Annotated in this window: 13 protein-coding genes; 2 read left to right on the plus strand and 11 right to left on the minus strand. The window is 68.6% G+C overall.

Going from position 1 to position 12,084, the window contains the following annotated elements; all coding sequences use genetic code 11:
* Positions 1-44 precede the first annotated feature (44 nt).
* Positions 45-1,064: an aldo/keto reductase gene (locus tag JWP64_RS09210; protein ID WP_297494591.1), complete on the plus strand. Its 1,020-nt coding sequence runs from the start codon at positions 45-47 to the stop codon at positions 1,062-1,064.
* Between the two features lie 59 nt (positions 1,065-1,123).
* Positions 1,124-1,999: an LLM class flavin-dependent oxidoreductase gene (locus JWP64_RS09215; RefSeq protein WP_297494594.1), complete on the plus strand. Its 876-nt coding sequence runs from the start codon at positions 1,124-1,126 to the stop codon at positions 1,997-1,999.
* Between the two features lie 76 nt (positions 2,000-2,075).
* On the opposite strand, the gene JWP64_RS09220 is transcribed toward JWP64_RS09215, so the two are convergent.
* The 11 genes from JWP64_RS09220 to JWP64_RS09270 form a co-directional block, all read right to left on the minus strand.
* Complete coding sequence (locus tag JWP64_RS09220; RefSeq protein ID WP_297494598.1) at positions 2,076-2,534, minus strand: cupin domain-containing protein; 459 nt, start codon at positions 2,532-2,534, stop codon at positions 2,076-2,078.
* Positions 2,535-2,657: 123 nt separating this feature from the next.
* On the minus strand, positions 2,658-3,788 hold the full coding sequence (locus JWP64_RS09225; protein WP_297494601.1) for an IS701 family transposase: 1,131 nt from the start codon (positions 3,786-3,788) through the stop codon (positions 2,658-2,660).
* 150 nt (positions 3,789-3,938) lie between these two features.
* On the minus strand, positions 3,939-4,358 hold the full coding sequence (locus JWP64_RS09230; RefSeq protein ID WP_297494605.1) for a hypothetical protein: 420 nt from the start codon (positions 4,356-4,358) through the stop codon (positions 3,939-3,941).
* Positions 4,359-5,250: 892 nt separating this feature from the next.
* Complete coding sequence (locus JWP64_RS09235) at positions 5,251-5,394, minus strand: hypothetical protein (protein WP_297494608.1); 144 nt, start codon at positions 5,392-5,394, stop codon at positions 5,251-5,253.
* A 401-nt stretch (positions 5,395-5,795) separates the two neighbouring features.
* Positions 5,796-6,302: a methyltransferase domain-containing protein gene (locus tag JWP64_RS09240; RefSeq protein ID WP_297494611.1), complete on the minus strand. Its 507-nt coding sequence runs from the start codon at positions 6,300-6,302 to the stop codon at positions 5,796-5,798.
* Positions 6,299-6,796, minus strand: a complete 498-nt coding sequence (locus JWP64_RS09245; RefSeq protein ID WP_297494615.1) for an acyltransferase — start codon at positions 6,794-6,796, stop codon at positions 6,299-6,301. Before JWP64_RS09245 ends, JWP64_RS09240 begins: the two co-directional genes overlap by 4 nt.
* Positions 6,775-7,878 (minus strand): hypothetical protein, encoded by a 1,104-nt coding sequence (locus JWP64_RS09250; protein WP_297494617.1) that lies wholly within the window; start codon positions 7,876-7,878, stop codon positions 6,775-6,777. The genes JWP64_RS09245 and JWP64_RS09250 overlap by 22 nt, the downstream gene beginning before the upstream one ends.
* A 1,750-nt stretch (positions 7,879-9,628) precedes the next feature.
* Complete coding sequence (locus JWP64_RS09255) at positions 9,629-9,832, minus strand: hypothetical protein (RefSeq protein WP_297494620.1); 204 nt, start codon at positions 9,830-9,832, stop codon at positions 9,629-9,631.
* 261 nt (positions 9,833-10,093) lie between these two features.
* Positions 10,094-10,603 carry an acyltransferase gene (locus JWP64_RS09260; protein ID WP_297494623.1) on the minus strand — a complete coding sequence of 170 codons (510 nt, stop codon included), beginning with the start codon at positions 10,601-10,603 and terminating at the stop codon, positions 10,094-10,096.
* A 285-nt stretch (positions 10,604-10,888) separates the two neighbouring features.
* The gene (locus JWP64_RS09265) at positions 10,889-11,185 is read right to left on the minus strand and encodes a hypothetical protein (RefSeq protein WP_297494625.1); all 297 of its coding nucleotides are present in this window, start codon (positions 11,183-11,185) and stop codon (positions 10,889-10,891) included.
* 96 nt (positions 11,186-11,281) lie between these two features.
* Complete coding sequence (locus JWP64_RS09270) at positions 11,282-11,533, minus strand: hypothetical protein (protein ID WP_297494627.1); 252 nt, start codon at positions 11,531-11,533, stop codon at positions 11,282-11,284.
* Positions 11,534-12,084: the final 551 nt, after the last annotated feature.

Consider the following 12,084-nt stretch of genomic DNA (forward strand, 5'->3'; position numbering starts at 1 on the left):
GCCACGCATCGCAAACTCGCTTCACCTCTCATGGAGGAACGGTCATGCAGTACGGCACCTTGGGCCGCACCGGTGTGCAGGTCAGCACCCTCGTGCTCGGCGCGATGAACTTCGGCAGTTTGGGACGTACCACCCAGGACGAGGTCACCGCCATGGTCGATGCCGCCCTGGAAGGAGGGATCAACCTTATCGACACCGCCGACATGTATAGCCAGGGCGAGTCAGAGGAGATGGTCGGCAAGGCCATCGCCGGCCGCCGCGACGACATCGTGCTGGCCACGAAGGCGAGCATGCCGATGGGCGACGAGCGCAACCATCAGGGAAGTTCGCGCCGCTGGTTGGTCACCGAGTTGGACAACAGCCTGCGCCGTCTGGGCGTCGACCATGTCGATCTCTACCAGATCCACCGGTGGGACCCGAGCACCAGCGACGAGGAGACGCTGTCGGCTTTGACCGATCTGCAGCGCGCGGGAAAGATCCGCTACTTCGGCTCCTCGACGTTCCCCGCGTACCGCATCGTGCAGGCCGAGTGGGCGGCCCGGGAGAACCACCTGAGCCGATACGTCACCGAACAGCCCAGCTACTCGATCCTGCAGCGCGGGATCGAGATCCACGTCCTGCCCGTGACCGAGCAGTACGGACTCGGCGTGCTGGTGTGGAGCCCGTTGGCCTCGGGCTGGCTGTCGGGCGCGATCCGCGAGGGCCAGGATATCACCACCAGCCGCTCGGCATTCATGCCGCAACGCTTCGACACCGCCATCCCCTCCAACCGGGCCAGGCTCGATGCCGTCGAGCGGCTGGCCACGGTCGCCGGCGAGGCCGGTCTGACGATGATCCAGCTCGCGCTCGGATTCGTCACCGCGCACCCCGCCGTGACCAGCGCGATCATCGGCCCCCGCACTATGGACCACTTGGACTCTCAGCTCGCCGCCGCAGACACCGTGCTCTCCGCCGACGTGCTCGACGCGATCGACGCGATCGTCGCTCCCGGCGTCGACCTCGCCGCACACGAGAAGTACGACGCGCCGCCCGCCCTGCTTGACGCGGCGCAGCGACGTCGCTGATCGCTCGTCACGTCTGAACCGGAGCGTGTCCCACCCAAGTTGAAAGGACCAATCGCTCCATGCCGCTAACACCCCGGCCTCGTTTCGGGATCATGACCGCCCCCTCGCAGGTCGCCTACCACGACGTCCTGCGGGTCTGGCGCGAGGCGGACACCATCCCGGAGATCGAGCATGCGTGGCTGTTCGATCACCTCATGCCGATCGGCGGTGACCCGAGCGGACCGACCTACGAAGGCTGGACACTGCTCTCGGCCCTCGCCGCACAGACCCAACGACTGCGCCTCGGCGTGCTCGTGACCAGCAACCGCTTCCGACCGCCCGCGATGCTGGCCAAGATCGCCGCGACCGTCGACATCGTCTCCGGCGGACGGCTCGACTTCGGTATCGGCGCAGGCTCACGACCCAGCCACCCTCTGGCCCGGCGCGAGTATGAAGCACACGGCCTGCCCTTCCACGACTCCGCCCACGCCGTGGGGAGCCTCGCCGAAGCATGCACAGTTGTCCGGCGGTTGTGGACCGAGGCCGAACCGTTCGACTTCCATGGCACATACGTCCACCTCACCGGGGCGTTCTGCAACCCAAAACCCGTCCAGCGCCCCCGCCCGCCGATCCTCATCGGCGGACGCTCGGCCCCGACGCTGCGCGTGGTCGCCGAGCACGCCGACCTGTGGAACATCCCCGGCGGCGACATCGACGACGCCGTCCGCCGCAGCGCACTGCTGAACCGCTACTGCGCCGAGATCGGTCGCGACCCCGCCTCGGTCACCCGCTCGATCCACCTGCCCGTCTCCTACGACCAGCCCAGCATCACCCAGGACACAATCGGCAAAGCGACCGACGCCGGCTTCCAGCACATCGTCCTCGGACTGCCAGCGCCCTACCCCGCCAATGTCGCACAGTGGGCCACCGACGAGCTCATCACCACGTCGGCCTAGCCAGGGGTGGGAGGCGGCGTAGACGTGCCAGGCTTCAGCACTGGCCCTCTTCGATGACAGTTCTCGACAGGTCCGCCTATGGTCCCGGCGGCCGGTACGGCTCGGTCGCGTAGCGGGCCATCACCTTCAGGAGCGTTTTCTCGTCCACGCCGCCGTGCTCGACCTGCAGGGCGGTCACTTCGCGGAAATAGCCGATGTACAGGTCAGGGGCCACCGTGCAGACGAACATCGTCCATTCGTCGGGGTCCGGGTTGGAAAAGGTGTGCGGAGCACCGACCGGCGCGGTCACCAGTCCGCCGGCGGCAACGTCGACGGACTGGTCGGCTGACGTGAAGCGCATCGTCCCGGATACGACGTAGAACGTCTCCGAGTGCTCACGGTGGATGTGCTGAGGCGGACCGCCGATGCCCGGCGGCAATCGCGCCTCGATGAGCCCGATCCGATGTCCGGTGTTCGAGCCGTCCTCCAGAATGCGGATCCGGTTCGGACCGGTGAGGACTTCGCCGCCGCCTGCGGGGACGGAAACGACATCCATCGCAATCACCTCTGTGGCGTCGGCGTCGCCAGTGGGACCAGGACCAGACGTGTTCGGCGGGTGCGGCGTGTTGCAGGATCAGGTGCACGAGCAGCCGGCGGATCTCCGGTAGCGTGAAACTGATCATGTGCTGGTCGCGGGCACCGGTTTCCCCTTTGTGATCTGGGCTTTCGTCCCGGCGAGCCAGGCCAGGGCGAGCATCGAGAGGGTGACGTGGGCATACCAGGCCCGCCAGGACCGGACCTGGTAGTGATCCAGGCCGGCTTCGTTCCTGGCCTGGGCGAAGCATTCCTCGATCCGCCACCGCGACCCGGCGGTCCAGGCCAGGTCCACCAATGTGGAGCGACGGGGGCCGTAGCAGACGTAGTAGGCGATCTCGGTCGGGTCAGCGATCTTGCGGCGGGCCAGCAACCAGTGCCCGCGTCCGGGTGCCCAGCCGATGCGGATCGGGATCCGCGCCCAGTCGTAGGTCCGCGGTCCGTGCGCGCCGGCGCCGACCGAGAGCCGCCGCCAGGCCCGGGCCGGGAGCGTGGCGATCAGGTCGTCGGCGCGCTGCTCGCCGGCCGCGGTGATCAGGGTGTCGTTGCATTTGGTGGCCAGCACGTAGGCGGCGTCGTGTTGTTCGAGCCAGACGCGCAGGTATTTGGCCTGCCCGTAGGCCTCATCCGCGGTCACCCAGGCGAACGGCACCCCCGCATCCATGGCACGTTGCAGCATCACCATGCCCTGGCGCGGCTTGGTCGTGAACTCGACCTCCTCCGGGATCCCCGCGGCCCGGCAGCGGTTTCGGTCCGCGATCCAGGACTCCGGCAGGTAGAGCTCGCGATCGATCAGCGCGTGCCCCCGGTCGCAGGCGTAGGCCAGAAACGTGCCGATCTGACAGTTCTCCACCCGCCCCGCCGTGCCGGAGTACTGCCGCTGCACCCCGGCCGAGCGGACACCCTTCTTCACGAACCCGGTGTCATCCAGGACCAGCACCCCGCCGGGCCGCCCGAGCTGCTCGACCACGTAGTCCCGCACGTCGTCCCGGACGCCGTCGACGTCCCAATCGGCCCAGCGCAGCAGCCGCTGCATCCCGTCCGGCGAACTCTCACCCGCCCGCGCGGCCAGGGTCCAGCCGTTCTTCCGCTCCAGACTCGCGACCAGCCCGGACACGTAGGCCCGCACCCGAGCCCGCGGCTCCGCCCGCCCGAACCGGCCCGCGACCCGGGCATGCAACCGATCCAACTCCGCCACCACAACATCGACAACCACAGCTGACATGATCCACCATCACGTCAAGCAACTGCCGTTGCAGTACTGGCAGTTGCTTCACAACGACGTGCCCGTTGGAGTCGGCAGCTCAGGGGGCAGGCCACCCCGGCCTGTGGGTGATGGAACGAACCGGCAGGAGTACCGAGGCGTTCAGCCTCGCTTGGGGCGGTCGCCACCGGCTCCCGCGCCGTCCCGCGCCGGCTCCTCATCCTCGTCAACCTCGGCCGAGTCGTCAGCCTCGACCCCGCCGTACTCCCGCAGGCGACGAGCGAGTTGCCGGAGTGCCTCGATGGCCTGTAGTGCGATCCGTCTGAGTAGCTGCAGCAGCAGAAGCGCCTTGTGGACGACTAAGCTGAGGCCTGCCCCGACGCCGGTGCGCAGCGTCGAAACTACTGTTCCCACCGTGCCCTGGAGCGTCGAATTCGCGGCTTCGGTCGTGCCTCGGAGCGTCGAATCCACCGCTTCGGTCGTGCCCCGGAGCGTCGAATCCACAGCTCCGGTCGTGCCCTGAACTGCGCCGGCCCCCCTCTCGGCGAGGTTCTTCAGTGCCGCTGCCCCGGGCTCTGACACCTTCGGGGCGGTCCGACCACGATCGTCGGGTGGAGTTCGGCCTGTCGCGACTGGGTTGGCCTTACTCGCGACGCCCTTGACCCGTGAAGTCGCCGCGTCGGCGGCGCCCGTCGCGGTGCCGCGGGCCCGCCGCCTCGCCGATCGGACGGCTTCTCCCCGAGGGCCTGAGGTGGATCGGACGCCCTTGGAGCCCTTCGCGTCGGATTCATTGGAGTTCGTCATGGTGGGCCCCTCCCGATACAGACGGTGTACCACCGCGACCGCGCCGTGAAGCCCCTCGTCGCCAGCTGGACCAAAAGTTGCGACGTCCGGAGTGCAGTCGGCAGGCAAATGCCACATCCTGCCGAGGAGCTGCAGGGAGCAAAGATCGGGGCGCAGGTCCCCGGATCGGCCGAGACCGTGGCCCGCCGCGCTCGAAACGCCGCATGAAGACCGATCGCAGCAACGTCAGCTGCTGCGCGACCTGCTGCTCGGGGGCACGATCCCGCAGTCACGGATCCCGCCGCAGCTTCGCCGCGGCCGAGCGTTGCTATCCGGCTGGTCGACGAGGCGCAGCCAGTTTGCTCGGCACTGGAATGCAGGACCGAGCACGCCGAGGGGATGATCCAGCTCGCTCCGAGGCCCCTCGCGCCCGAAGGCGCCGATCGCCGGTTACCTCTCCGCTGTTTCGCTTGATACGACCCCTGAGCTCCCGGGCCCTGTATCGGATCTTGTTGGTGAACGCCATCTCGACAGCCTCCGTTATCGATGGCTAACTCCTGATCGTGAAAGCGGTACCGACGCCGAATCTCGTCGCCTTCCATGAACTCGATGTCGCCGCACAAGGGGATCTCGACAACTACTTGGTTCGTCGCGGGATCATACAGCTGGCCAGTCTTGGGGACATCGTCACTCATTTCTTGCCGCTGTCGATTTGGGCGCGGTTCTGCGGGAACTCGCCGCAGGCCTCATCGGTGGCCTCGGCAAGCGGCGACGGGCCTTTGTAGATCCACTTTCGACTGGCATCGGAGCAGTCTGCCAGCAGCGCATTCCGCAAGCGGGATCGGCGGTCACGATGCGGCTTACCTCGCCGATGGAGGCCATTTCTTGAGGCCGCTCAGGCGGCGGAGCGGACGCTGCGGCTGCGCAAACAAGTGGGCCATGCCGCCCGACACGGCCTGGCGGCAATCCCCTCCACTATCCAAGCGTGGCTCAACAACTGGAAGTACAAGCAGAAGACCACCGTCGACGTGCTCAACAAGAAGTTCGCTTACCGGGAAGCCCGGAGCGCACCGAGGGGATCCGCCCGGAGTCAGGCACACCTTGATCGCACGCTGCCAAAGTCAGGTTGCGGACACCTCGTCCGACCCCGGAGGTACAGCGGCGCAGCCTGGGCACGGAGTGGTGCGAACGACGGCTCCGGCCGACACAGGATCCGATCGTCGGCGTCTGAGGGGGTCAGGGCTTGTGCGCGTAGCAGCGCAGGTTGCGGATGTCGTAGGTGAGGATCTCGCGGACGATCAGGTGTGGCTCGACGGCCGAGCGCAGCGAATCGGCGTCGAACATCGTGTGATGGGCGTTCCAGATCCACAGTGGTACGCCGCGGGCGTCGACGCCGCGGTGGGCGGCCCGCTCGGAGTGCCCGCCCAGGATCCAGTGGTTGGCCTCGGCGGTGTCGATCTCGCCGGTGACCCACTGGGTGGCGACGAACTTCGCGTCCGGGACGCCGATGTCGACCGGGGCGCCGGGTTTGAGGACCCGGGCCCACTCGCGCAGTGTCGCGTCGACGAGTTCGTAGCTCTGGTGCTCGAGCACGTGGTTGGCGCGTAGCGCGTCCAGCGAGCCGGTGGTGAAGGGCAGCCGGTCGATCCGGCAGCGCACCTCGATGTCGGGCAGCGCCAGCAAATCGACGTGCAGGTCGTAGTCGGGGTGCGGCTTCTCTCCGGCGCCGATCTCGAGCCTCATCGGTCGGGCGGGGTGATCGTGTCGATCGGCTTGGCTGGTCGCCCGGCCACCACGGTGTAGGGCTCGACGTCCTCGCGCACCAGCGAACCGGCGGCCACCACCGCATGATCGCCGATGGTCACCGGGCCGAGCACCAGGACATGGCTGGCCAGCCAGACCCCGTCGCCGATCACCACGTCACGGCCGGAGCGCGGGAAGCTGAGCTGGCGGTCGCGGCCGAACTTCTCGATGTCATGGGTGCCGGTGAGCACGGCGACGTCGTGGCCGAAGAACGCGTACTCGCCGACGGTGATCGTGCCGCCGGACAGGTTGAACAACGCGTTGTTCACCACGGCGGTGACGGACAGGTGCAGGCGGGACCGGTCGCCGTGCCAGCGGGGCTGGTAGAGCGCGTCCAGCTTGAGCTGTTCGACGTGGGCGGCCAGCCTCTGGGCCACCAGCGCGTCGACCGGGCCGCTCAGTACGCCGGCGATCAGCCGATCAAGCATGCGCATGCGCCGTTCCCTTCGTCACACGCGGGATTCGAAGGGTGGCACAGGGGGCTGCCCGACAGGAGCAGACCGAGCCGGCGGCGCAGCGCGTCGATTCCGAAGTGCTTCCGCGCGATGGCTTCGTTGTGGTCGAGCAGGCTCGGGTCGGGATCGGCCAACCAGCTACGGAGCGGCTCGGGATCCGCGGCGGAGAACCAGCGGAACCCGTACGCCGCGAGCTCGCGGGCCACCGGGAACTCACCGACCGCGATGGGGCGGCGGTGCAGCGCCGATTCGATCAACGGCAGCCCGAAGCCCTCCCAAGACGAGGGCAGCACTACCGCGTCGCAGGCCGCATAGGCGCACGGCATGCGGACGCCCGTCGGTAGCCTGCGCCGCACCGCCACCGGGCTCGACTGCAGCAGCGCGCCGAGTTCGTGCTGATAGCCGTCCTCGGCCGGGCCGCTCAGCCAGTAGGTGCCGTCGAGGGCTGCGGTCAGCGCCAGACCGACGGCGACGTTCTTCCGGGCGATGGCCCGGGTCGGCTGAAGCACCAGCGGGCGGTCGCCGACCACGCGGAGTTGCCGGCGCACTCGGTCCCGATGCTCGGGACAAGGCTGGTCGCCGAAGCCGTGGTAGATCGTGGTCGCCGCGATCCCGCGGTCGCCCAGCGCGCGGCGGGCCAGCTCGTTGATCGTCACGTGCGTCCAGGCCGGGTCGCTCGGGGGCCAGTCGGACACGTCGACGTAGCTCTGGCGTTCCCAGGGGAGGTCGTGGTGACGCAGCACCGCGGGCCGCCCGGCCAGGTAGGCCGCGACCGCCTCGCCCACGTGGCGGTTCATCGGCAGCGAGCACACGTTGTCCACTATCACCACGTCGACGTCGTCGAGGGCGGCGGCCAGCGCGCGGCGGGACGGGGGGCGCAGCGCATGCGCGGACAACCCCGGCATCATCACGTCCGCCCGGCCCGCCCCGGCCACCGTGCGGACCCGCATCCCCAGGGCGTGCAGCGCGGTCCGCCACTGGGCGGCGGTCACCGACACCCCGTCGGCCATGCCGAGGCGATAGGACACGATCGCCGCCCGGCGGCCGACGAGGTCCGACATCGTCACCTCCCTGATCGCAATGGCAGGTTCCTCTCCTGGGCCGTGGGCCACGCGGCTTCCGCCGACGTCGCCTACAGCAGCGGCGCTGCTCGGTGAACGCCGCGGGCATGTGCAGCACAGCCATCTCCGCTTTGCGTCGAGCCGGGCGAGCGCTCTGCCGTTCATCGCCTCGGAGGTGGCCGGCCGCGAACTCGTCATTGTCGAATTCGTCGGTCTACCCCCAGTGGCCGTTACGGTTTTCGGATCTGGGTGCTGATTCCGAGTTGGGCGGAGGGGTCGTGGAGCGGGCCGAGCGCAGGCAGCAGCGACAACCAAGGTAGGCGGGCTGGATGCCGAGGACTACCGACCGATGCGGGCCGCCAAGGCGGTCAGCCACAGGGCGGGTTCGTCACGCTCGACGCCGGGGGGCCAGGCCGACTACCCACGCGGAATGCCGGCACACAACCTCCCAGACAGCGGGATCCGCGACTGGCCTTGTGCGTCGGCTTCCGGCTCGCTCCTACTGCTCAGTCTGCGGGGACAGGCGCCAGTCATTCTGTTTGCTGCCAAGGGACGCGTAAGAGCAGCGCCGTTCCTTCCGCAGGATGCCCAGGCCGAATAGGATCCGTCTGGTTCGATAGCACCGATCTTTCGAGCAGGACGACGAGCAGGTCGTGAAGCATCGTGTGGCGGCCCTCGCCCTCGGACTGAGGACGATTGCTCCGCAGAGACTGCACAGGGTGTCGTCGTAGGTCGGACGGTCTAGTGGCTTGCCACGCTGCTTTGCCGGGTAATTGGTCCAGGTTCGGATCGGTGGTCCGACCGCGAAGTTGGCCTTCGGTTGGGCTCGGGCGTTGCGCCAGCGGACATAGGCGGCGATCGCGGTGTTCTGCTCGGCGTGGCTGCGGTGGTCGGTGCCGTTGAGGGCGAAGTAGCGCAGCGCGGCGAACTCGGCCTCGAGTGCATCACGCCGTCCGAGCGGGTGTAGGTCACCCGCAACCGACGGGGCTGACGGCGGGGCCGTCAGGCTTTGCCCTTGCGGGGTAGCAGGTTCAGCGGCCCGAACTCACCGACGCAGACCACGCGGCCGTCGGCGGGTGGGTGGTCGTAGAGGTCCAGGGCCGGGGCATCTTCGGGATGAAGTCGGGGTCGGTGGAGGCCTTCCACGTGGTCGTGGTCTGCCAGGAAACCCGCCGGTGTGCAGGATCCGGCGCAGTGTCTCTCGGCTGAGCTCGGCGACGATGCCCTCACCCACGAGGTGGGCGCGCAGCTTGGCCAGTGACCAGGTGGAGAACGCGGTGATCCCCCAGTCGGCGGGGGACGTTCGGGCGATCGTGCAGATCCAGGTGGCCACGATCGCGCGGCGCAGCCGGACCGGGCTCTTCGCGCTCCGAGAGATCCGCGCCAGCTTGCGACCTTCGTCCATCGACAGGTCCCGCACGAAGACACTGGGTCGACGAGTCACCCTCACCTCCCGCACCTGACGTGCAGGCAGCCTTGCCGGGACGACAGCCGAGATCAATCACCTGGTCGACACAGCGTGTCGAGCCACTAGCTGCCAGCGATCGGGGCCATCGGGCATCCCCTCGGTAAACACAACCGACCGTTCGCGGGTGATCTACGGACCGTTACCCCCGGCGGACGGTCGCGGTCGCGACGGATCCGCCCGGTCGCGACGGATGCGCTCGTTGTCGCCTCGACCGGTGCCCGCGCCGGTCTGAACTGATCCCCGCGTGCCCGAACTGCGCTTCGCCCTCGACGAGGTGGCGGCCTACCTCAACGAGGTCATCATCGGGCTGGACGTAAGCCGCATCCGCGGTGAGCTGTTCCAGTAGTAGGCGAAGAACCGGCCGGGGATCGGCAATGCACCGTCGGCTGCGAGGCTGTCGTGTCCGTCGATCTCCCCGGTCAGGTACGTCAGGGAGAACGCGCCGAAGGCGCTGGTCTGCTCGGCGGACACCTCGTACATGTTCACTGCACGAGGTTGTCCGGTGGGGGTCGATCATGGAGCATCATCTCGGGCCAGCGCCGCGAGGTCGGCCTGATAACCGACGATGAGCATCCGTGCATCCCGGATCAACCGGGGCGTCGGGGGCGCCCACATGGTGGGCGGCATACCGCGGTAGATGTCGGGTCCACATCAGCGCTGCTGTCAACCATGCGCAGGGCTGCTGGCCTCCGCTGGCCGCCCCAGCGTGGAGTCGGCCTCGATCACGGAGCCCCGACGACCAGACGGTCAGCCGCTGGAGGGGGTGCTGCGGACGTCCGCGGGCGGGCTCAGCCTCCGGACCACTTTCGCGGGTCGGCCGGCGACGACGGTGTAGGGCTCCACGTCGTTGCGCACCAGGGATCCACCGGCGACGACCGCGTGCTCGCCGATGGTGCAGGGCCCGAGCACCAGGACATGGCTGGCCAGCCAGACGCCGTCTCCGATGACCACGTCGTGACCGGTGCGGGGAATGGCGAGTTGCCGCTCCCGACCGAACTTCTGCATGTCGTGCCCGCCGGCCAGCACCGCGACGTAGTGCCCGAAGAAGGCGTACTCGCCTACCGTGATCGTGCCGCCCCCCGTGTTGAACAGGGCGTTGTTGACCACCGCGGTGGGGTGGATGTGCAGGCGCGAGCGGTCGCTATGGACACGGTACCGGTAGAGCGCATCGAGCTGCTCTTTCTCCAGCTGCTCGGCCAGCTCGTGGGCCACCATCCGGGCCACCGTGCCGTGCAGCAGCCGCTCCAGAAGTCCCATCGTGCAGCTCCTCGGCTCAAGGGGCGCGCAGCCAGCAGGTCCAGCTTCGAGGGAAACAGGCGCGGGGACAAGACGCAGGTCGCGGTGAATGACCGGCTGCTGAGCTGGGGAGCCGCCCGCTGCGATGCCCTCGCCGTGCTAGCCCGGTGCGGGCCGAGTCCGCGCACCGGTTGGTTCATGAGGCGAGCATTCGGACCTTGACCTCGGGTAGGTCCGCAAAGCCGCCGGCCTGGGCGTCGGTACTGACCAGGATCCGGTCGGTGGCGCGTGCGGTGGCGGCGATGATCAGGTCGTGGGCGCCGCGGGGTCGTCCGGCGCGGCGGACGTGGGCCAGCAGTGCGGCGTGGTGGCCCGCGACCTCCGGGGTGGGTCCGCTATCGGGGTGACGGCCAGCAGTTCCTCGAGGAAGGCCTGCTGGGCGGCCCGGCGGGCCGGGTCGGTGTCGAGCTCGACGCCGGTGAGGTACTCGGCCAGTGCCACCGCCGGGAGCGCGACGTCGTCCTCCTCGGCGATTGCGGGGAGGTCGAGGCGACCGCGCACCGCGGCGACCAGCACCCCGGTAGCAAGGATCACTCGCGCCACGGGTCGCCGTCCAGCTCCGCGGGGGCCTCACCGGCGGCGGCCACGTGCGCGGCGAACTCGTCATCGGCTCCAAGCCGCCGTCGCCTGCGAGGTCGCTCAGCCGCGCTGATCGGTCTCCACCGGCTTGTCGTGATCGTGGATGTGCGCCTCCCCGCCGTGCTCACTGTCGAAATCCGCGTGCGGGACGTGGCTGTGGTCGACCGCGGCATGATCGTGCTCGTGCCGGTGCCGCGAGGCCAGGTGCTCGAATGTGCCCGCGGTCTCGCTCCAGTTGTGGGTGACGTGCCAATGCTCGTGGTCGTGCACCGTCGCCTCGTGGCTGTGCTGTTCGAACTCCGACTCGGCCATAGCCGCCTCCTTCGCCGACGACACGACATGCCCGTTCGGCGGCGAACCAACCCCTTCCGCGCCACATGAGGGGGCAGCGGCTCCGGGAGATCGCACGGCTCCTCGTGAAGCCATCATCGCTGCCTTTCGGGCAGTTGGCTGTAGCGGCCGACGAGGCTTCCCTGCATTCCGTGTCTTTTACCGTTTTGGGCGGTTCGATGGAAGCCCTCGACACCAGCGTTGCGCCATGGGGCTAACGGGGAAACCTCAACCCGCCGAGGACGATGTGCGCACTTCAAAGCTGCTCGAGCTTCGAAGGCGGTTTCGGATGTCATCACCCGGGGGATGAGCGCCACTGGCGCTTGTCTCCGTCCGTGCAGTCGCCCTGTCGGCGGTCCTGGGCCGGTCCTATCGATGCCGCGCACGCGATGCGCAGGAGGTAGTCCATGGCTGGAAGCTCCGCCGGAACAGGGCGTTCGGTCACCAGCAAGATCACCTCGATCCTCCCTGGCTTTTACCGAAGGTGGCGAGCACACGCTCACCGAGATCGCCCGCCTCACCGGCCTGCCCGT

The sequence above is a fragment of the Pseudonocardia sp. genome, from assembly GCF_025465255.1.
Taxonomy (GTDB): domain Bacteria; phylum Actinomycetota; class Actinomycetes; order Mycobacteriales; family Pseudonocardiaceae; genus Pseudonocardia.

Coding starts and splice junctions, on each gene's coding strand:
- JWP64_RS09215 (WP_297494594.1), top strand. CDS start 1,124: ATGCCGCTAACACCCCGGCCTCGTTTCGGGATCATGACCGCCCCCTCG.
- JWP64_RS09245 (WP_297494615.1), bottom strand. CDS start 6,796: ATGCGCATGCTTGATCGGCTGATCGCCGGCGTACTGAGCGGCCCGGTC.
- JWP64_RS09220 (WP_297494598.1), bottom strand. CDS start 2,534: ATGGATGTCGTTTCCGTCCCCGCAGGCGGCGGCGAAGTCCTCACCGGT.
- JWP64_RS09250 (WP_297494617.1), bottom strand. CDS start 7,878: ATGTCGGACCTCGTCGGCCGCCGGGCGGCGATCGTGTCCTATCGCCTC.
- JWP64_RS09260 (WP_297494623.1), bottom strand. CDS start 10,603: ATGGGACTTCTGGAGCGGCTGCTGCACGGCACGGTGGCCCGGATGGTG.
- JWP64_RS09270 (WP_297494627.1), bottom strand. CDS start 11,533: ATGGCCGAGTCGGAGTTCGAACAGCACAGCCACGAGGCGACGGTGCAC.
- JWP64_RS09240 (WP_297494611.1), bottom strand. CDS start 6,302: ATGAGGCTCGAGATCGGCGCCGGAGAGAAGCCGCACCCCGACTACGAC.
- JWP64_RS09210 (WP_297494591.1), top strand. CDS start 45: ATGCAGTACGGCACCTTGGGCCGCACCGGTGTGCAGGTCAGCACCCTC.